Origin of the sequence: Kitasatospora sp. NPDC059088 (assembly GCF_042738155.1) — a bacterium.
In the GTDB taxonomy this organism is placed as follows: domain Bacteria; phylum Actinomycetota; class Actinomycetes; order Streptomycetales; family Streptomycetaceae; genus Kitasatospora.
Window position 1 is genome coordinate 48,406 of the sequence record NZ_JBHYGR010000039.1, and the last position, 18,376, is coordinate 66,781.

20 protein-coding genes and 1 pseudogene are annotated in these 18,376 nt (G+C 73.7%); 14 read left to right on the forward strand and 7 right to left on the reverse strand.

Annotated elements, in window-relative coordinates:
• Positions 1-139: 139 nt before the first annotated feature.
• The 6 genes and pseudogenes from ACFWXO_RS19450 (at position 140) to ACFWXO_RS19475 (ending at position 6,250) form a co-directional block, all read left to right on the forward strand.
• Positions 140-1,066: a hypothetical protein gene (locus tag ACFWXO_RS19450; protein WP_380525103.1), complete on the forward strand. Its 927-nt coding sequence runs from the start codon at positions 140-142 to the stop codon at positions 1,064-1,066.
• A 36-nt stretch (positions 1,067-1,102) separates the two neighbouring features.
• The gene (locus ACFWXO_RS19455) at positions 1,103-2,344 is read left to right on the forward strand and encodes a tetratricopeptide repeat protein (protein WP_380525104.1); all 1,242 of its coding nucleotides are present in this window, start codon (positions 1,103-1,105) and stop codon (positions 2,342-2,344) included.
• A 131-nt stretch (positions 2,345-2,475) separates the two neighbouring features.
• Positions 2,476-3,441, forward strand: coding sequence for an OmpH family outer membrane protein (locus tag ACFWXO_RS19460; protein ID WP_380525105.1), 966 nt, complete (start codon positions 2,476-2,478; stop codon positions 3,439-3,441).
• Between the two features lie 315 nt (positions 3,442-3,756).
• Positions 3,757-4,167 (forward strand): annotated as a pseudogene (locus ACFWXO_RS19465) (DJ-1/PfpI/YhbO family deglycase/protease); the annotation flags it as partial.
• 196 nt (positions 4,168-4,363) lie between these two features.
• Positions 4,364-5,674, forward strand: a complete 1,311-nt coding sequence (locus tag ACFWXO_RS19470; RefSeq protein WP_380525106.1) for a serine hydrolase domain-containing protein — start codon at positions 4,364-4,366, stop codon at positions 5,672-5,674.
• Positions 5,675-5,731: 57 nt separating this feature from the next.
• The gene (locus ACFWXO_RS19475; protein ID WP_380525107.1) at positions 5,732-6,250 is read left to right on the forward strand and encodes a gamma carbonic anhydrase family protein; all 519 of its coding nucleotides are present in this window, start codon (positions 5,732-5,734) and stop codon (positions 6,248-6,250) included.
• Between the two features lie 24 nt (positions 6,251-6,274).
• Here ACFWXO_RS19475 and ACFWXO_RS19480 read toward each other — a convergent pair whose 3' ends face one another.
• Entirely contained in the window at positions 6,275-6,736 is a 462-nt protein-coding gene (locus ACFWXO_RS19480; protein WP_380525108.1) for a MarR family transcriptional regulator, read from the reverse strand.
• A 105-nt stretch (positions 6,737-6,841) separates the two neighbouring features.
• On the opposite strand from ACFWXO_RS19480, the gene ACFWXO_RS19485 reads away from it, so the two are divergent.
• Positions 6,842-8,098: an alpha/beta hydrolase gene (locus ACFWXO_RS19485; protein ID WP_380525109.1), complete on the forward strand. Its 1,257-nt coding sequence runs from the start codon at positions 6,842-6,844 to the stop codon at positions 8,096-8,098.
• Between the two features lie 3 nt (positions 8,099-8,101).
• Here the strand turns inward: ACFWXO_RS19485 and ACFWXO_RS19490 are convergent, their stop codons facing one another.
• Complete coding sequence (locus ACFWXO_RS19490) at positions 8,102-9,334, reverse strand: MFS transporter (protein ID WP_380525110.1); 1,233 nt, start codon at positions 9,332-9,334, stop codon at positions 8,102-8,104.
• 225 nt (positions 9,335-9,559) lie between these two features.
• On the opposite strand from ACFWXO_RS19490, the gene ACFWXO_RS19495 reads away from it, so the two are divergent.
• From ACFWXO_RS19495 to ACFWXO_RS19505, 3 genes are all read left to right on the forward strand, one after another.
• On the forward strand, positions 9,560-9,796 hold the full coding sequence (locus ACFWXO_RS19495) for a DUF2277 domain-containing protein (protein ID WP_380525111.1): 237 nt from the start codon (positions 9,560-9,562) through the stop codon (positions 9,794-9,796).
• A 23-nt stretch (positions 9,797-9,819) separates the two neighbouring features.
• Positions 9,820-10,056 carry a DUF6296 family protein gene (locus tag ACFWXO_RS19500; protein WP_360230768.1) on the forward strand — a complete coding sequence of 79 codons (237 nt, stop codon included), beginning with the start codon at positions 9,820-9,822 and terminating at the stop codon, positions 10,054-10,056.
• Between the two features lie 85 nt (positions 10,057-10,141).
• Entirely contained in the window at positions 10,142-10,426 is a 285-nt protein-coding gene (locus tag ACFWXO_RS19505; protein ID WP_380525112.1) for a DUF427 domain-containing protein, read from the forward strand.
• Positions 10,427-10,569: 143 nt separating this feature from the next.
• Here ACFWXO_RS19505 and ACFWXO_RS19510 read toward each other — a convergent pair whose 3' ends face one another.
• The 5 genes from ACFWXO_RS19510 to ACFWXO_RS19530 all read right to left on the reverse strand — a co-directional run bounded on the left by ACFWXO_RS19510 (position 10,570) and on the right by ACFWXO_RS19530 (position 14,688).
• On the reverse strand, positions 10,570-10,911 hold the full coding sequence (locus ACFWXO_RS19510; protein WP_380525113.1) for a hypothetical protein: 342 nt from the start codon (positions 10,909-10,911) through the stop codon (positions 10,570-10,572).
• A 103-nt stretch (positions 10,912-11,014) separates the two neighbouring features.
• Complete coding sequence (locus tag ACFWXO_RS19515) at positions 11,015-11,191, reverse strand: hypothetical protein (RefSeq protein ID WP_380402469.1); 177 nt, start codon at positions 11,189-11,191, stop codon at positions 11,015-11,017.
• A 209-nt stretch (positions 11,192-11,400) separates the two neighbouring features.
• Positions 11,401-12,630, reverse strand: coding sequence for a cytochrome P450 (locus ACFWXO_RS19520; protein WP_380525114.1), 1,230 nt, complete (start codon positions 12,628-12,630; stop codon positions 11,401-11,403).
• Positions 12,631-12,722: 92 nt separating this feature from the next.
• On the reverse strand, positions 12,723-12,941 hold the full coding sequence (locus ACFWXO_RS19525; protein ID WP_380525115.1) for a ferredoxin: 219 nt from the start codon (positions 12,939-12,941) through the stop codon (positions 12,723-12,725).
• A 205-nt stretch (positions 12,942-13,146) separates the two neighbouring features.
• Complete coding sequence (locus tag ACFWXO_RS19530; protein WP_380525117.1) at positions 13,147-14,688, reverse strand: ATP-dependent DNA ligase; 1,542 nt, start codon at positions 14,686-14,688, stop codon at positions 13,147-13,149.
• 110 nt (positions 14,689-14,798) lie between these two features.
• Here ACFWXO_RS19530 and ACFWXO_RS19535 point away from each other — a divergent pair, with 110 nt between their 5' ends.
• The 4 genes from ACFWXO_RS19535 to ACFWXO_RS19550 all read left to right on the forward strand — a co-directional run bounded on the left by ACFWXO_RS19535 (position 14,799) and on the right by ACFWXO_RS19550 (position 18,285).
• Positions 14,799-15,149, forward strand: coding sequence for a hypothetical protein (locus tag ACFWXO_RS19535; RefSeq protein ID WP_380525118.1), 351 nt, complete (start codon positions 14,799-14,801; stop codon positions 15,147-15,149).
• A 68-nt stretch (positions 15,150-15,217) separates the two neighbouring features.
• Positions 15,218-16,006 (forward strand): hypothetical protein, encoded by a 789-nt coding sequence (locus tag ACFWXO_RS19540; protein WP_380525120.1) that lies wholly within the window; start codon positions 15,218-15,220, stop codon positions 16,004-16,006.
• Positions 16,007-16,095: 89 nt separating this feature from the next.
• Positions 16,096-16,887: a glycerophosphodiester phosphodiesterase gene (locus tag ACFWXO_RS19545; RefSeq protein WP_380525122.1), complete on the forward strand. Its 792-nt coding sequence runs from the start codon at positions 16,096-16,098 to the stop codon at positions 16,885-16,887.
• A 6-nt stretch (positions 16,888-16,893) separates the two neighbouring features.
• Positions 16,894-18,285: an MFS transporter gene (locus ACFWXO_RS19550; RefSeq protein ID WP_380525123.1), complete on the forward strand. Its 1,392-nt coding sequence runs from the start codon at positions 16,894-16,896 to the stop codon at positions 18,283-18,285.
• Positions 18,286-18,376: the final 91 nt, after the last annotated feature.

Below are 18,376 nucleotides of genomic sequence, written 5' to 3' on the forward strand. Positions count from 1 at the left end.
CCCCGGGCGGCGCCGGGGGTTAGGTCCGCTGCCGCCAGGGGCGGCCGTACATGCGCGGGAGGCGCGGGGGGGCGCCGCAACCCCCCCCCCCGCCCCCCCGCCCTTCCCTCCCACACATCCCGATCAAGGAGAGTCCGCATTGAAGACCACCATCGCCACCTGCGTCCCCACCGGCTCCTTCTTCGACCTCGACCGAAAGGACCCGGACCTGATCCGGCTCCGCGAGCAGGGCGCCGAGCTGGCCATGCCCTTCGCCCTGATGGAGCGCCTGGTGAAGACGGGAACCCCGTTCGCCGAGCACGCCCGCATGCTGCGCAGCGAACCCGTGACCGTGGCCGGAGCCAGCTTCGACTGGTTCGACGCCGAGCTTCCCGCCGAGATCGCCGATGAGATCAACCTCGCGGACTACGAGATCGTGGCCCACACCGACGAGCGCCGCGCGGCGCTGACCCAGGCCCTGGACCGCCTGTCGCTGGTCCACCCCGAGGGATTCGCCCGCGTGCGCGAATTCGTCCGGGGGCTGCTGTGGATGGGCCTCAAGCCCGGCGTCCGCGCGTCCTCGCTGACCAGCTCCAGCGACCCGGCGCTCCCGTACGTCATCGTGTTCTCCGACAAGGCGGCCCGCCACATTCCGCCGAACACCGTCAGCGAGCAGCCCTCTCCCCTCTACCTGGCGGAGAACCTGCTGCACGAGGGCACCCACCAGTCGATCAGCTTCCACGTCCTCCAGCACCAGGTCTTCGCCGACGGGTACTCGTCCAAGACCTCACCCAAGATCGAGATCAGGTGGCGGGCCGGACAGGGCGAGGACCGCAACCAGTACTGGGAGATCGACCGGGCCTTCCACGCGACCTGCGTCTACAACCAGCTGCTGCGCTTCCGCCAGATCGAACTGCGCCGCAGCGACCTCACGCCCGATGAGCGCACCAGCCTCCAGAGCGCCTACGACGAGGGCCTGCCGGCCGTCCGTTATCTCATGCGCGAACTCGAACTCCTGCGGGAGCACTTCACCCCCCACGGCCTGGAGTTGCTGGACGACCTGCGCCACCAGACCGACCAGCTGTAGTGCCACGCTGAGCGCAACCCACCGACGGAGAGCCACGTGCTGGATCACCTCATCACCCACGACGACAACCTGCGGATGGTCCCTACCGACCGGAACGAGCTGACCGCCGCCGTCGGCCGACTCCGCGAGGAACTGCGGACCCTGCCCGAAGGGAGCGACTCCGCCCGTACCCGGGTCCTGACCAGATGGATCGGCATCGCTCAGATGTGCCTTGGTAACCACGACGAGGCCCGGACGTTCCTCCGGCAGTCGCTCGACATTGCCGCGACGATCGGCAACAGCAGGGCCGTCGTCGCCACCGGGCTCAACCTTGGCGACGCGCACCGCTACGCCGGGGACCCCCAGAGCGCGGACGCGCTGTACCGCAGCGCCCTGAACACCGCGCGGAGTCGGCACCCGGAGCTCGTGGACTTCGCCCTCCAGCACACCGGCAAGCACCTCATGGAGCGCGGCGACCTCGCGGGCGCGCAGGGCCACCTGCAAGAAGCGCTGCGGCTGCGGATCGCCAAAGGGGACGCCGAACTGGTCGAGTCCACGCAGGCCGCGCTCGACCGGGTCGAGCTGCTGATCAGCCAGGCCGGCGCAGTGACGGCAGACCCCACCACACCTGGCCAATGGACCGGATGGCTCCAGTCACGCACCACGGCCCGGACGCCCGCCCGATGGGCCGGGGACTTCCCCGCTCTGCGGGACGCTGTCCGCGGGCTCACGTCACAGCAGCGTGTGGCCCCGCGCCACCTGCGCCACCGGCGCGATCAGTCGTTCCCTGCAGACCTGCTCACCGCGATGGCTGAGGAGGCGGAGAAGGCCATCACCGCTGACGGGTACCTCCACAACGGCAAGTGGAACGCCGCTGTCGGCGACGCCGCGCATCACTTCACCGAGCAGGTCGATCTCACTGCGGTCGTGGGGCGCTCAACCGGCCTGGACGTCGAGCAGCCCCACACCGGCGTCTACATCGCCTATCTGGAGGAAGGGCAGTTCCTCGACTTCCACGTGGACGAGCCCGGCTTCGGCGAGGCCAACCTGATCCTGTGCCTCAAGCACGAACGGCCCACCAGCGCCCCCCGGGTCAGCACCACCGTCTTCATCACCGTCGACGGTTACCTCGAATGCGATCTCGGCCCGGGTGACTGCGTCGTCTTCGACGGTGCGCTCACGCCGCACGGCCGGACGCCCCTCAGCGTCGGCGAGAGCGTCACCCTCGTCAGCTTCGGCTTCCGCGCGCGTGACCAGGTTCCGCACAAGGTCGCCGAGCCCCGGCCGATCCCGGGGTAGCAAATCCCCCGACGGGACGGGCAGGGCCCTCTCGGACCCCTGCCCTCCCGAGAATGGGCCATCTTCACTCTTATGAGTGAAGAACATCGCCTGTGCCCGTACAGCTGCGTCCAGGCTCCAATACTGCGGGCATGTCAAATTTTCCCGACGGTAACTTCACCATCGTCAACAGTGAGACCGGCCGCTGCGTCCGGGTCCGGCTGGGCAAGACGGAGGACGTCAGCGACCACAAGGAGGGCACCAAGTACCTCCAGTACGTAACCAAGAATCCAAGCCTCGAACTCGGCCCGGTCGACAACAGCCCGGCGACCGCCTGGTGGTTCGGTAGCAGCAACGAGCAGGTCGTCAGCTTCCCTGTCGGTGAGTACCAGAACATCGGCAACTACTGCGTGTGGATGCACTCCAACCTCTATGTCGACGCCAAGGAGGAGTTGGACCGCTACTCCCGGGCGTTCGCGGGCACGCTGAACAGCATGTCGGAGGACCTGAAGAAGAAGTTCGCCGGGTTGATCCCCGAAGACTTCAAGGCCGAGCAGGCAAGGCGCCATGAGGACATGGTGAAGATGCTGATGGAGGTGGACGCGAAGGCTGCGGAGGCGCTCAGGGCCCGGATGACCGCCTCGTGGGCGGCGGAGGACTTGGTGGCGTGGCACCGCGTCTGTGCCGACGTCGCGTGTCATGCGGCGGGCAGGCACGGCGATGAGACGGTTCCGGGGCCGTTCGCCTACCTCGCCGCGGCCGCCGAGGAAGGAATCCGCCCTCCGGCCGAGGTGTCCGACCCTACGGCGTTGGCCAGCGCGTCGACGTACATGCGCGGCTGCGGTGCCGACCGCAGCGAGGACATCACCTACCGGTGGACGTACGACGGCACCTACATCTACGGCGCGGACAGCAAGACCGTGCCCTCCGAGCGGACCTACTGGACCGACAAGGACGGTTCCCTGGTCGGCAAGACCAAGGGTGGTCCCGGCCAGACCTGGACGATCGCCCCGTGGACGCCCACCCCTCCGCCGGCCAAGATGGACGCGGCATCCGCCCTCATGCTCACCGGCCTGTACGGACCCGTCGCTGTCTTCAAGGACATCTTCGGCGTCTGACGCTCGGGATCACGCCCCTGCACCGCGGAAGGTCCTTCGGACCAGCAACTGCGGCCTGACCGGCGACAGCGAGTTCGTCCGCCCCAACCCCCGGCCCTCGTTCTGTGACTGTTCACACTGTCGCAGAACGGGGGCCTTTCCGCGCATCCGGCGTCCTGCTCCAGCCTCTGGCCTCCGCGCTGACGCCGCGAGTGCGTAGTTGGTGACCTGCCCACATATCCGCGGGTCATCACCGAGGTCAACGTCTGGACACAGGGGCGCGTAACCGATGACCTCGCTGGATCTTCCCAGGTGGGAGCGAGGTAGACGACTGTATACTCGCTCTACACGGAGAAGCCCGGGTACACCTGGCCCGCCGACCTCGCCTTCGCCGACGTCGACCCGGCCGACTACGTCGCCCTGGTGATCCCCGGCGGCCGCGCGCCCGAGTACCTGCGCAACGACCCGGACGTGCAGCGGATCGCCCGGCACTTCTTCGCCGGGGACAAGCCCGTCGCGCAGATCTGCCACGGCCCGCTGATCACCGCCGCCGCCGGGGTGCTCGACGGCCGCCGCACCTCCGCCTACCCCGCGCTCGCCCCGGACATCAAGGCGGCGGGCGCCGAGTTCGTGGAGGGCGAGGCGGTGGTGGACGGCGTGGTCGTCTCGGCCCGCGCCTGGCCCGACCACCCGGCCTGGCTGCGCGCCTTCATCGAGGTCCTGCGCACCAAGGCCCCGGTGTCCTGACCCACCGCGAGGGCCCGTCCTGGGCCCGGCCCCCGGCCGTACCCCGAGACCTCTCGGGGTACGGCCCCGGGCCACGGTCGGGGTAGCGGGCCCTCCGGGAGGCTGACGACGGCTGCGGACCGGTCCTGCCATGGTGTCAAGGCCCATGGAAACAGTCGGAGTTGACGCTCCGGCGCCCTGACCCAGGGAGACCGGCATGACCGCCGATCCGACCGCCCCGGTCCGGAGGCTCCGTCGTCCGCTGCTGCGCGCCGCCGTCACGGCCACCGCGGCCGCGGGCCTGCTCGCCACCCTCGCCCCGGCAGCCCTCGCCGCACCCGCCGCACCGCGCCCGGCCGCCGACTGCCGCGGCGCCCTCCACCTCACCGCCGCCGACCCGGCCGACCGGACGGACTCCGCCGCCGGCCGGGCCGACTGGGCCGCCGCGGACGCGGCCCTGGCCGGCCTCACCGGCCCGGGCTACGCCACCTCCGCCCTGGCCGCCGTCCGGGAGGACGGCCGGCTGGAGTGGCGCAACGCCACCGGTGTCGCCGACCTCGGCAGCGGTGGCCCCGCCGACCCCGAGGGCCGGTTCCGGATCGGCAGCGCCACCAAGACCTTCGTCGCCACCACCCTGCTCCAACTCGTCGGCGAACACCGGCTGGACCTCGACGACCGGCTGGAGTGCCTGCTGCCCGGCGTGGTGCCCAACAGCGCCGCGATCACCGTCCGGCAACTGCTCGACCACACGAGCGGCGTCGCCAACTACACCCAGGACCCGGCCTTCGAGTCCACCGACGAGGGCTGGCTGAACGGCCGCCGCTTCCGGCCCTACTCCCTCCAGGACCTGGTCGACATCGCGAACACGTACCCGCCGGCCTTCCCGCCCGGCCAGGACTGGGCCTACTCCAACACCAACTTCGTGCTGGTCGGGATGATCATCGAGAAGCTCACCGGACACAGCTGGCAGCAGGAGGTCACCCGCCGGATCATCCGCCCGCTGCACCTCACCGGCACCTCGATGCCCGGCAACTCGCCCTTCGTCCCGGGCCCGCACGCCCACGGCTACCTCAAGACCGCCGAAGGCCCGGTGGACGTCACCCTGCTCGACCCCTCGATGGCCGGGTCCGCCGGCGCCGGCATCTCCACCACCGCCGACCTCACCACCTTCCTCGGAGCGCTGCTCGGCGGCCGGTTGCTGCCCCCGGCCGAACTGGCCGAGATGCAGCGGACCACCGCGACCGGCGGGGGCCGCGGCTACGGCCTCGGCCTCCAGCGGGTGGACACCCCGTGCGGCACCTTCTGGGGCCACGCCGGCGGCATCCCCGGGTACAACACCCTGATGCTCGGCTCGGCGGACGGCAGGCGCCAGTTCGCCTCCGTCGTCACCGCCTACGACGTCGGCGACGGGACGGCCGCCAACGCCGCCTGGAACCGGCTGACCGCCACCGCCCTGTGCGGCCCGCAGCAGTCGCCTGCCGCTCCCGCTCCCGGCCTCGCCCCCGACCTCGCCCTCCCCGCGCCCTGACCCTCCCCCTACGCTGACCGGCGACAGTGCAGCCGATCACCACCAGGAGGACCAGTCATGGCAGAGCCGCTGATCGCCACCGTCGGGGGCAAGGTGCCCGCCGTCGACCCGGGCGCCTTCCTCGCGCCGAACGCCGTCGTGGTCGGGGACGTCAGCGTCGCCGCCGGGGCGAGCGTCTGGTACGGCGCGGTGCTGCGCGGCGACGCCGAGTCGATCGCCGTCGGCACGGGCAGCAACATCCAGGACAACTGCACCCTGCACGCCGACCCCGGCTTCCCGCTGGTGGTCGGCGAGCGGGTCTCGGTCGGCCACAACGCGGTGCTGCACGGCTGCACCGTCGAGGACGACGTCCTGGTCGGGATGAACGCCACCGTCCTCAACGGCGCCCGGATCGGCGGCGGTTCGCTGGTCGCGGCGGGCGCGGTGGTGACCCAGGGGATGGACGTCCCGCCCGGCTCGCTGGTCGCGGGGGTCCCGGCCAAGGTCCGTCGGGAGCTGACGGAGGAGGAGCGGGCCGGGATCAAGGCCAACGGCGAGGGCTACCTGCTCCTCGCCGAGGCGCACCGGGAGGTCTAGGCACGCCGCGTCGGCGGTCCGCCGCTACAGCCGGTCGTAGACGGCGGACAGCCGGCGCAGCACCTCGGCGGCCCGGTCCAGGGCCTCCTCGTCGTAGTCGTCGAGGTCGGCGTGCAGGGCCTCGGCCAGAGCGGCCTGGCGCTGCTCGTGCCGGGCCCGGCCGTCCTCGGTGAGGGCGACCAGGACGGACCGCTTGTCCTCGGGCGGGCGGGTGCGGGTGACGTAGCCGGCGTTGACCAGGCCGTTCACCAGCTGGGTGGTGGCCGGGCCGGTGGTCTCGGTGCCGGCGGCGAGCTGGGTGATGCTGAGCGGCCCCCGCTCGGCCAGGGTGCGCAGGGCGCGGGCGTGGGTGAGGGACAGGGCGCCCGGGGTGCGGGTGGCGCGCCCGCGCAGCCGGGAGTCCGCGGCGCTGAGCCGGTAGGCGGCGCGGGCCAGGCGGTCGAGTGCCTGGGCGCGTTCGGGCGCGGGCGGCGGTGCGGTCGTCATGGTGGGTTCCTCCTCGGCGGGTTGACAACAGACTAGCCTCAGTACTTAATGGATAAGTACTTACTCGCTAAGTACTTATCTACACCGCTCCAGGAGGAGACCGTCATGACCATTCGTTCGACCGGCCAGAACTGGGCCCTGGACATCGCCCTCGCCCAGGGCGGCTTCGACGCGCTGCACCCCGAGGCCGTCGGGACCATGGAGCAGCTCGGCCACGACCACACCGACTTCGCCAAGGTCTTCGCCCTGGTCAGGAGCGGTGCCATGCTGCCCAAGGCGTGGGCGACGGTGGCCGGCCAGGCCGAGGAGCGCGCCGCCCACCACGAGCGCGCGGGCTTCGCGCAGACCGCCGCCGACCTCTACCTGCGGGCCGCCGTCATGTGGGGCCGGGCGCAGTACTCGATCTTCGACGCCACCGACCCGCGCAAGGCGGTGCTGCGCGCCCACGCCGACCACTGCGTGGACCGCCTGGGCGCCCTGCGCGACGGCCGGGTCCGCCGGGTGGTGCTGGACTTCGAGGGCTCGACGATCCACGCCCTGCTGCACCTGCCCGCCGGGCGGGTCGAGAACGCGCCCGCCGTCATCCTCGGCCCCGGGATGGACATGATCAAGGAGGACTACATCTGGGCGGCCGAGCGCTACTACACCTCCCGCGGCATCGTCGCGCTCTCCATCGAGGGCCCCGGCCAGGGCCAGACCCGGGCCGGCGGGCTGACCGTCGACCTCGGCAACTACGAGCGGGCGATCGGCCGCTACCTCGACCACCTGGCCGAGCTCCCGGAGGTCGACGCCGAGCGGATCGGCATGTTCGGCATCTCGATGAGCGGCTACTGGGGCTCCCGGGCCGCCGCCACCGACCGCCGGATCGCCGCGCTCGCCGCCTTCGAGGCCGTCACCGGGGACTTCGCGACGATCTTCGAGCGGGCCCAGCCGACCTTCAAGAACAACTACATGTACATGGCCGGGTACACCGACGAGGAGGCCTTCGACCGCGACCTCGCCCACCGCATGCCGCTCGGCGACCTGGTGGCCGAGATCACCTGCCCGGTGCTCTACGGGATCGGCGAGTTCGACGAGCTCACCGACCTCACCCAGGCCCTGGCGAGCTTCGAGCGGGTCCGGGCCCCGAAGGAGCTGCGGGTCTACGAGGACGAGTTCCACCCGCTCGGCGGGGTGGCCGCCGAGGCCTTCCGCTTCGGCGCGGAGTGGCTGGAGCGCGCCCTGGCCGGCGAGTTCGCCGACCCTGGCCGCGACGTCCGGCACTACGTCCACCGCGACGGACGCACCACCGACGGCTCCGCCGACCCCACCTGGTGGCGCGGCGCCGCCCCGACGGAGCTCACCGCGCTGCGCCGCGGCTGACTCCTACGGGGTCGGCGCCGAGGCCGGGGTCGTGGCCGGCGTCAGTGGCACGCCCGTCCGCTCCGCCGACGGTTCCACCGGGACCGGGGCGGGCGGGCGCCGGTCGGCCGCCCAGGCCAGCACCGCGACCACGGCGCCGGCCGCGGCCAGGCCGGCGCCCACCAGGGTCGGCGAGGTCCAGCCGAGCCCGGCGGCCAGGGCCAGCCCGCCGAAGTAGGCCCCCTGGGCGTTGGCCAGGTTGAACGCGCCCTGCACCGTCGCCGAGGCCAGGGTGGGCGCGCTGCGCGCCTTCTGCAGCACCAGGGTCTGCACCGCCGGGACGATCGCGAAGCCGAACAGGCCGATCAGCACCACCGTGACGGCCGCCGACCAGCGGGCGTGCGCGGTCACCGCGAACAGCGCGAGCGTCGCCGAGAGCAGCAGGAAGGAGACGCAGACGGTCGGCCGCAGCGCCCGGTCGGCGGCGAACCCGCCGATCACGTTGCCGAGCGTCATCCCCACCCCGAACAGCGCCAGCACCCCGGTCACCGAACCGGTCGCGTACCCGGAGACCTCGGTGAGCAGCGGCGCGATGTAGCTGTAGCAGGCGAACATCCCGCCGCAGCCGACCATCACGGTGGCCAGCGCCAGCCACAGCTGCCCGCTGCGGAAGGCCCGCAGCTCGTGCCGGAGCCCGGACTGGCCGGGGGAGGGGAGGGCCGGCACCAGCCGGGCGATGGCGAGCGTCCCGGCGGCGGCGATCACCACCACCACCAGCATGGTCGCCCGCCAGCCCAGGTGCTGGCCGAGCAGGGTCGCGGCCGGGACGCCGACGATGTTGGCGACGGTCAGCCCGGAGAACATCACCGCGACCGCCCGGGCCCGCCGGTCCGGCGCCACCAGCTCGGCGGCGGCCACCGCCCCGGCGCCGAAGAACGCGCCGTGCGGCAGCCCGGTGATCAGCCGCGCGGCGGCCAGCGTCCAGAAGTCGGGGGCCAGCGCGCACAGCAGGTTGCCGGTCGCGAACAGCCCGGCCAGCGCCACCAGCACCGCCTTGCGGGGCTTCCCGGCGGCCAGCGCGGTGAGCAGCGGCGCGCCGACCACCACCCCCAGCGCGTACGCGGAGATCAGCCAGCCCGCCTGCGGGATGGAGACGTGCAGACTGTCGGCGACCTGGGGGAGCAGCCCCATGGCGGCGAATTCGGTGGTCCCGATGGCGAAAGCGGTGACGGCCAGCGCGAACAGCGCGAGAGGCAAGGGGTGACTCCGGGGTGATGCCCGCGCCCGGCGGGTGCGTGGCGGGTGCGTGGCGGGTGCGGGCGGTTCGGGCGGCGGGGTGCGCGGCGGGTGCGTGGCGAGGGAATTCGTTCGTCGAGAATCCTAATCGGCCCGGATGACGTCCCCGTGAGGCCCGTGTGACGAATCGGGGGCGTGCGGAGCAGGGGGCTCGCCTCGGCGGCCCCCGCGCGCAAGACTGGGTTCATGTGCCGCAACATCAAGACGCTGCGCCCGCCCGTCACGCCCGACGCCGGCGAGGAGGACTTCCACGCCGCCGCGCTGCAGTACGTCCGCAAGGTGTCCGGTTTCCGTGCACCGGCGGCCCACAACCGGGAGGCCTTCGACCGGGCCGTGGACGCGGTCGCCGAGGCCACCGCCCGGCTGCTCGACGAGCTGGAGGTGCGGGGCTCGCACGCCCGTGCCGCCGGGACGACCGTCTGAGACGCGAGGAGCAGGATCCGCCGATGAAACCCGTCGACCGTTACGCCCTCACCTTCCCCGGCACACCCGGCACCCAGGCCCCGCAGGACGTGGTCGTGGTCGTCCGGACCAGCGCCAAGGGCCCGGGCGGGCACCCCGTCTACGAGGACGCCAGCGGGATCGTCCGGGCCGAGATCAGCGAGGCCGGGGAGGTCCGGATGCTCGCCAGCGGCGGCCACCAGACCCCGCACCTGCCGGTGCACGCCCACCCGCTGCCCTGAACCGCCTCGGACGTCCCGAGCCGCCGAGCCGCGCGATCCCCCCGAAGCGCGGGTCGCGGGCGCGCCCGTGCGGCACAATCGGCCCATGACCACAGCGATTTGGCAGGGCACCGTCGTCGCCGAGAGCGAGGACACCGTCCTCGTCGAGGGCAACCACTACTTCCCGTGGGAGGCGGTCCGGGCCGAGTTCCTGCGGCCCTCCGACACCACCACGGTGTGCAGCTGGAAGGGCACGGCGAACTACTACACGGTGGAGGTGGCCGGGCAGGCCAACCCGGACGCCGCCTGGTACTACGCCGACCCGAAGCCGGAGGCGGAGCACGTCCGGGGGCGGGTGGCCTTCTGGCGCGGGGTGGAGATCACCGAGTAGCGGCAGCCGCGCCCCCGCGTGTCCGAGCCCCGCGTCCGACCCGAGTGTCCGGCCCGAATGTCCGGCCCCCGTGCCCGGTCGGCCGGACGCGGGGGCCGCGCCGTTGCGCGCCGGGGGCCGTCCCGTTCCGTACGGGGGTGCGGTCAGCCGCCGAGGGCCGGTGGCGGGGCGACCGCTCCGTGCCCCGTCTTGACGCCGTTCACCATCGCCTGGTGGACGGCCCGCGCGGTGCTCTCGTCCGTCGCGGCGACCGGGCTGCCGGACACCGTGTACCAGTCCAGCGCCCCGGTGTACTGGACGGTCAGCCGCGCCTCGCCGTCCACCCACGTGGTGTGCACGGTGAGGTCGCCGGAGATGGGGCCGACCTCGGTGGTGGTGACCCCGCCGGGGCCGCTGATGATCGACTGGGTGGTCCAGGTCGCCCACGAGGTGCGCGGGTCCGCGGGCGGCCGGGTCTGCCGGTCGGTTTGATCGTGTTCGGTCATGCGCCTATCCTCCCCCGCCGGTGCGCCACCATCCGGGCAGCGACACCTGCGGTCACAAGGACCGCCCGGTACCGCCGGGCGGTCGGATCGGTGTGGCGGACGGTCAGGCCCGGTCCGGGCCCCTCGCGCCGGGTTCGTCCAGGATGGGGTCGCCCTCCGCCTGGGAGGTGTCCTGTGCGTGCAGGTTCTGCATCGAGGTGACGCCCTCCTCCGGATCGGCGGCCCGGACGTCCTCCTCGCGGTCGGTGCTCACTGCGGAGCGTTCGCTCATGTCGGTCATCGCGGGCTCCGTCTCCTCGGCCGGCCCCGGCGCGCCCGGACGCGGGCGCGGTCGGGCCGGGTCTGTCCCTCGCCCCTCCAGCCTGCCCCCGCCCCGGCGCCGGGGCCAGCCGGGTGACCCGCGCACCCGGCGGCCGGCGGCCGGGGGCCGCCGGGCGGCGGGCACCGGGGCGCAGGATCACCGGAGTGCAGGACCGCCGCCGCGCAGGATCACCAGGTCACGGGCAACGACCGCATCCCGTAGATGAACGACTCGGTGCGGAACGCGCGCTCCCCGGCCGGCCGCAGCCCCGGCAGCCGCCGGAACAGCGTCTCAAGGGCGATCTGCAGCTCGGCGCGGGCCAGCGGCTGGCCCAGGCACTGGTGCACGCCGAAGCCGAAGGCCAGGTGCCGCCGGGCGTCCCGGTCCAGGTCCAGCTCGTCCGTCGACCGGTGCCCGGCGCCGCCGAACACCGCCTCCTCCCGGTTGGCCGTGGACAGCATCGCGATCACGCCCTCCCCGGCCCGGACCGTGACCCCGCCCAGCTCCACGTCCTCCACCGCCACCCGGGGCAGCCCGGTGTGCACGATGGTCAGCAGCCGCAGCAGCTCCTCCACCGCGCCCGGCAGCGCGGCCGGGTCGGCGAGCCTGGCGACCTGCTCCGGGTGCTCCAGCAGCAGCGCGGTGGACAGCGCGATCATGTTCGCCGTGGTCTCGTGCCCGGCGACCAGCAGCAGCACGCCCGTGCCGGCCACGTCGTCCGGGCTCAGGTCGTCCCGCGCCGCGAGCCGGCTCAGGACGTCGTCCTCCGGTTGCGCGCGCTTGCGGGCCGTCAGGTCGCGCAGGTAGTCCTGGACCTCGTCCTGGGCCACCCGGAGCTCCTCCACGGTGCTGTCCCGGCTGAGCAGGGTGCGGCTCAGGCCCTGGAAGCGGTCGCGGTCCTGGTACGGCACGCCGAGCAGCTCGCAGATCACCAACGAGGGCACCGGCAGCGCGAACTCGGTGACCAGGTCGGCCGTGGTCCGGCCCGCGGTCATCCGGTCCAGTGCCTCGTCCACGATCCGCTGGATCTCCGGGCGCAGCGCTTCCACCCGCTTGACCAGGAAGTCCCCGGTGACCATACGGCGCTGGCGGGCGTGCTCGGGGTCGTCGAGGCGCAGGAAGTTCGGCTTGCCCGTGACCAGCTCCTCGCGGGCGCCGGCGACCAGCAGCGGGAAAGCCGGGTGGCGCACGTCGGCGCTGAACCGGCGGTCGGACAGCACGGTGCGGACCTCGGCGTAGCCGGTGACCAGCCAGCAGGCGTCGCCGTCGGGGAGTTCGGCCCTGGTCATGGACGCGGTGGCGGCGGCCTCGGTGTACACGGGCGGCGGGCCGAACGGGCAGCCGCTGGAGTGCGGGGCCGGCAGCAGCGGGACGGCGGGGGCGGTGGGTGCGGCGGGGGCGGTGGGTACGGCGGTCAAGGCGGGGGTCTCCTCGTGTCGCGGGTGTCCTCGTGGGGTTGCCGGGTGCAGGGAGGCCTCCCGGCGGCCTGCGGGGCCGCAGGTGGGGACCGTCAGACCTCGGCCTCGGCGGGCCCGTCCTCGGTGACGCTGATCGCCCGGCCCGGGCAGAGCTCGGCGGCGAGTCTGACGTCGTCGAACTGCTCGGGCAGCAGCACGACCTGGCGAAGAGTCACAAGACTGTCCCGCTCGTCCTGGTCGAAGACCGCGGGCACGTTCATCACACACATTCCGGAGCTGCAGCAACGGTCCCGGTCGACGCTCACCTGCATGTCGGCACCTCTCGCCAGGGCGCCGCCGGCTGCCCGGCGGCCGCCTCTCGTTGTCACGGTCAACCTAGCCGCCGCTGGTCCGCCTACGGAGCGGTAGGGCGGACGGATCGGCAAGAATGGCCGATTCGGCTCCTGCGTGAACGCCCTTGCCGCGCAATGCGTTTCAACCGGCGCCAGGCCGTCGGACGGGGCGGCGCGGACGGCCTCACAGGCCCTCGGCGGCGGCCAACTCCCTGACGGCGGCCACGGTGTCGGCCTCGGCGGCGCTCTTGTCCGGCCGGTACCGCACCACCCGGGCGAACCGCAGGGCCAGCCCGGCGGGGTAGCGGGGGCTGCGCTGGAGGCCGTCGAAGGCGATCTCGACGACCAGTTCCGGCCGCACCCGCACCGTGCGGGCGTCCCGGTCGACCTCCCGGGCGAGCAACTCGGCGGTCTGCCAGGCGAGCGTGGCGTCGGTCAGCCCCTTGAAGGTCTTCCCGAGCATCACCCACGGGCCGAGGCCCGGCTCGCCCGCCGCCCGCGCCCCCAGGTGCAGATTGCTCAGGAACCCCTGCCGCCGGCCGCTGCCCCACTCCGCCGCCAGCACCACCAGGTCCAGGGTGTGCCGGGGCTTCACCTTGATCCAGCCCGCCCCGCGCCGCCCGGCCGCGTACCCGGCCGCCGGGTCCTTCACCAGCACCCCCTCGTGGCCGAGCGCCAGCGCCCCGCGGAAGAACGCCGAGGCCTCCGCCCGGTCCCCGGTCTCGATCCGGGCCACCCGCAGACCCTCCGGCACCGCCCCGGCCAGCGCCGCCCAGCGCTCCCGGCCCGGCCGGTCCACCAGGTCCGCACCGTCCCGGTGCAACAGGTCGAAGAACCGTACGCTGAGCGGGACTTCGGCCCGCAACCGGTCCGGATCCCGCCGGGTGGCGGTACGCGCCGCGGTCTCCTGGAACGGACGCGGCCGCCCGTCCGCGGCCAGCGCGATCGCCTCGCCGTCCAGCACCGCCGACCGCAACGGCAACGCCAGCGCCGCCTCCGCGACCTCGGGGACGCGCGCCGTGATGTCCTCCAGGCCACGGGTGAACACCGCGACCTCCCCGCCGTCCCGGTGCACCTGCACCCGGATCCCGTCCAGCTTCCACTCCAGCGCCGCCGCACCCGTACGCTCCAGCGCCGCCGCCACGTCCGGTGCGGACGCCGCCAGCATCGGCCGCACCGGCCGCCCCACCTCCAGGCGGAACCCCGTCAGGGCCTCCGCCCCACCGGCCAGCGCGGCCCGCGCCACCGCCCGCGCCGACCCCCGGAACATCAACGCCCGCCGCACCGCCGCCACCGGCACCCCGGCCGCCTGCGCCACCGCGTCCCCGACCAGCGCGTCCAGGGCCCCCTGCCGCAGGTCCCCGACCAGGACCGCCCGCAGGAACCCCTGCTCCACCTCCGTCGCCCGCCCGAACAGACCCGCGAGCAGCCGCCGCCGCTCGGCCTGCGCCCCCGCCCCGTGCACCCCGGCGATCCGCTCCAGCTCCCGCTCCACCTCCCGCACCCCCAGCGAGGCCTCCACCGCCGGCGCCGGCAACTCCCGCAGGGCCGCCCACCCCACCCCCGTCCGCAAGCGCTGCGCCTCACCCGACAGCAGCACCACCGCCGCCGCCCCCTCCTCGGCGCCCAGCTCCCGCAGGCACCCCGCCAACCGGCCCACCTTCGCCCGCCGCCCGGGCTCCGCCGCCACCTCCCGTGACACCTCCGCCAACCGCCGCAACCCCATCCGCCGCCACCTCCACCCCCAGCATCCGCGCGGCCCCCCGACCCCGCACCCCGACCGCCCGGGCACGTAGCCTTTCCCGTCCAGCAGTTGACCGGTGAGGGGGAGCGTCCGTGTCGATCGAGTTCGTGCGCCGGTCGGACGGCCTGGCCTACCGCTACCGCCGGGACGGCGAGTTCAACGGGCGGCCGTCCTTCAAGCGCCTCGACCTCGACGTGTGGTGCCGGTGGCTGCCCGAGCGGGGCTGGTGCACCGTGGACGCCGACGGGACCGCCAACGGCTGGCCGCTGTCCGGCCGTCCGGGCCAGGGGCCGTTCCCGCCGCTCGGCCCCTGGCGCAGTTGGAAGGCCGGCAAGTCCTACCTCTACGACCTGCGCCGCACCGAGGAGCTCGACGGGCCCCCGGCCACCGGACCGTTCGAGGACGGAAAACCCGAGGCGGACCGCCGCACCCCGCGGCCATAATGGCCGCGCCCGCCGCCGCCCCGTTCCGAGGGGCGAACCGTCGGCAGGGCGGGAGACGGGGGAGATCCTTGGCACGGCACGCCGCACGCACGGTACTGGTGGCCCTGGCGCTGCTCGCCCTCGCGGTGGGCTGCACGGCCGACCCGGGCGTTCGGCCCACCGCGTCCGCTCCGGTGCCCAAGGCGCCGGCCACCGTCCCGCCGGAGGCCGCGACGGCCTGGCGGCCGCTCGCCCCACTGTCCGGCGAGCAGCTGCGGGCGGCGCTGGCGCCCGTCGCCGAGCTGCCGCCGGGCACCACCACCGAGGACGAGGCGCCGCCGTCCGACGCCACGGTGGCGACGATCGCCAGGGCTGCCCAGCGGAAGCCGGCCTGTGCGCCGGTCCTCGACGCCATGATCGAGCAGTCGGCCGATGCCGCCCGGCTCACGTACGTCACCGGCGACAACAACCTGGGCAACCGGACGTCGGTCCAGCTGGCCGGCGTCCCCGGCGGCCGTGCGCGGGCGGACTTCGAGGCGCTGCGGGACGCCGTCCACGGGGGCGGCTGCACGAGCCTCCGGTTGAACGACCGGTCCGGCGCCGAGCCGCTGGAGGTCGAGCCGGTGGCCTTCCAGGCCTTGGAGGTGCCGGTCGTCGGCTTCCGTCTCCTGTCGCCCACCGGGGCGATGGACGGCCGGGGCGGGTTCACCCGGCTCTACCTGTACGCGGCGGTCGGCGACAACCGCGCGGTGTTCTACAAGGGCGACGACACCGCGCTCGCCCCTGCCCTGCCCACCGGTCTGGTGACCGCGCAGATCCATCGGCTCGTCACTGCCGGGGCGTCGCCGGAGCCGACGCCCATAGCCGTTACTCCTTGACAGGGTGCGTAATACTGTAACGCGCGCGGTCCCGAGGCGCCGTCGGAGCGGGCCGCGCGGCGTCCCTTCCCAGCAGCTCGGAGCACCGCATGCACCCCTTCCTCGACCACCCGGGGCCGCTGGCCTTCGCGCACCGGGGCGGTGAGCTCGGGCACCCGGAGAACTCGCTCGCCGCGTTCGAGGCCGCCGTGGCGCTGGGCTACCGCTACCTGGAGACGGATGTGCACGCCACCGCCGACGGTGTGCTGGTGGCCTTCCACGACTCCCGGCTGGACCGGGTGACCGACCGGGCCGGGGCGGTCGCCGAGCTGCCGTGGGAGACCGTCCGGCGGGCCCGGATCGGCGGCACCGAGCCGGTGCCGCTGCTGGAGGACCTGCTCGGGGCGTTCCCCGCGGCCCGGTTCAACGTGGACGTGAAGGCGGCGCCCGCCGTGCGGCCGCTGGTCGAGGCGATCCGCCGGACGAACGCCTGGGAGCGGGTCTGCGTCGGCGGCTTCTCCGACAGCCGGATCGCCGCCGTGCGCGCCGCCGCCGGCCCCCGGCTGGCGACCTCGCTGGGCCCGCGCGAGGTGGCCCGGCTCCGGCTGCGCTCGCTGGCGGGCCCGCTGGCGCGGGGCGGGGCGCCGTTCGCCGGGCTGTGCGCCCAGGTGCCGGAGCGGCACCGGGGGATCAGGGTGGTCGACCGGGCCTTCGTCCGGGCCGCCCACCGCCTCGGCCTGCAGGTCCACGTGTGGACTGTGGACGATGCCACACGGATCCGGTCTCTCCTCGACCTGGGTGTGGATGGCATCATGGCGGATCGCATCGACGTCCTGAAGGGCGTCCTCGGCGAGCGCGGCTGCTGGACGGACGGCAGCACCGGCTCCAGCACAGTGAAATAGGAGCCCATGAGCACCACGGACCACCTGCCGGACGACGTCTCGTCGCCGCCGGCGGCCGCCGACGACGGCCGTGCCCTGCGCCGGATGCAGTTCGGCTGGTACATCAACGACTGGGCCAACGCCGCCTTCTCGGCCACCGTCCTGACGGTCTTCCTGGGGCCGTACCTGACCGAGGTGGCGAAGAACGCCGCCGACGCGTCCGGCGACGTGCACCCGCTCGGCCTGGCGATCCGCGCCGGATCGTTCTTCCCGTACACGGTCTCCTTCTCGGTGCTGATCTCGGTCGCGGCGATGCTGCTGACCGGTACGGTCGCCGACCGCACCGGGCGGCACAAGGAGCTGATGTGCGGCTTCGCCTACGTGGGCGCGCTCGCCACGATGGGGATGTTCTTCCTCGACGGCGACCGCTACCTGCTCGGCGGCGCGCTGCTGGTGGTCGCCAACATCTCGTACGCGGTGTCCGTGGCGCTCTCCTACGCCTACCTCCCGGGCCTGGCCACCCCCGACGAGCGCGACGCCGTCTCCTCCAAGGGCTGGGCGTACGGCTACGCGGGCGGCGGGCTGCTGCTGATCGCCAACCTGGCGCTGTTCCAGGGCCACGAGGCGCTGGGCCTCTCCTCCGGCACCGCCGTGCGGATCTGCCTGGCCTCGGCCGGCCTGTGGTGGGCGCTGTTCACCCTCGTCCCGATGCTGCGGCTGCCCTCCCGGGCCGGCGTCGTCCGGGCGCGCGCCGAGGCCGCGCCGGACCAGCCGGCCGCCGGCAGCCTGCGCGAGCTCGGCCGCACCCTCAAGAGCATGCGCAAGCACCCGCTGACGCTGCTCTACCTGGCGGCCTTCCTCTGCTACAACGACGGCATCCAGACCGTCGTCTCGCAGGCCTCGCTGTACGGCAGCGAGGAACTCGGCATGGAGCAGGGCACCCTGGTCATCGCGGTGCTGATCGTCCAGATCGTGGCGATCGGCGGCGCCCTGCTGCTCGGCCGGATCGCCCAGCGGCACGGCGCCAAGAAGACCATCCTGGGCTCGCTGGTCGGCTGGGTGGTCACGCTGGCCCTCGGCTACTTCATGCCGGCCCATCAGCCGGTCTGGTTCTACGTCCTGGCCTGCATGATCGGCCTGGTGCTCGGCGGCAGCCAGGCGCTCTCGCGCTCGCTGTTCTCGCACCTGATCCCGGCCGGCCGGGAGGCCGAGTACTTCAGCCTCTACAAGGTCAGCGACCGCGGCACCAGCTGGATGGGCCCGCTGGTCTTCGGCCTCGCCTACCAGGTCACCGGCAGCTACCGCTCGGCGATCATCTCGCTGCTGATCTTCTTCGTGATCGGTTTCGCCGTCCTGGTGAAGGTCCCGGTCCGCCGGGCCATCGAGGCGGTCGGCAACCCCGTCCCCGAGCGGCTCTGAGTCCGCAGTCCGCGCCGCCCGGGGGGCGGGGGGGCGGCCCCGCCCCCCCGGGGGGCGGGGGGGGGCCGGGGCCCCCCCGAAGCCCGCCCCG

Bases quoted from the DNA above. Each gene is read 5' to 3' on its own strand.
- ACFWXO_RS19460 (WP_380525105.1), top strand. From the start codon at position 2,476: ATGTCAAATTTTCCCGACGGTAACTTCACCATCGTCAACAGTGAGACC.
- ACFWXO_RS19470 (WP_380525106.1), top strand. From the start codon at position 4,364: ATGACCGCCGATCCGACCGCCCCGGTCCGGAGGCTCCGTCGTCCGCTG.
- ACFWXO_RS19475 (WP_380525107.1), top strand. From the start codon at position 5,732: ATGGCAGAGCCGCTGATCGCCACCGTCGGGGGCAAGGTGCCCGCCGTC.
- ACFWXO_RS19480 (WP_380525108.1), bottom strand. From the start codon at position 6,736: ATGACGACCGCACCGCCGCCCGCGCCCGAACGCGCCCAGGCACTCGAC.
- ACFWXO_RS19485 (WP_380525109.1), top strand. From the start codon at position 6,842: ATGACCATTCGTTCGACCGGCCAGAACTGGGCCCTGGACATCGCCCTC.
- ACFWXO_RS19495 (WP_380525111.1), top strand. From the start codon at position 9,560: ATGTGCCGCAACATCAAGACGCTGCGCCCGCCCGTCACGCCCGACGCC.
- ACFWXO_RS19500 (WP_360230768.1), top strand. From the start codon at position 9,820: ATGAAACCCGTCGACCGTTACGCCCTCACCTTCCCCGGCACACCCGGC.
- ACFWXO_RS19505 (WP_380525112.1), top strand. From the start codon at position 10,142: ATGACCACAGCGATTTGGCAGGGCACCGTCGTCGCCGAGAGCGAGGAC.
- ACFWXO_RS19510 (WP_380525113.1), bottom strand. From the start codon at position 10,911: ATGACCGAACACGATCAAACCGACCGGCAGACCCGGCCGCCCGCGGAC.
- ACFWXO_RS19515 (WP_380402469.1), bottom strand. From the start codon at position 11,191: ATGACCGACATGAGCGAACGCTCCGCAGTGAGCACCGACCGCGAGGAG.
- ACFWXO_RS19525 (WP_380525115.1), bottom strand. From the start codon at position 12,941: ATGCAGGTGAGCGTCGACCGGGACCGTTGCTGCAGCTCCGGAATGTGT.
- ACFWXO_RS19530 (WP_380525117.1), bottom strand. From the start codon at position 14,688: ATGGGGTTGCGGCGGTTGGCGGAGGTGTCACGGGAGGTGGCGGCGGAG.
- ACFWXO_RS19545 (WP_380525122.1), top strand. From the start codon at position 16,096: ATGCACCCCTTCCTCGACCACCCGGGGCCGCTGGCCTTCGCGCACCGG.
- ACFWXO_RS19550 (WP_380525123.1), top strand. From the start codon at position 16,894: ATGAGCACCACGGACCACCTGCCGGACGACGTCTCGTCGCCGCCGGCG.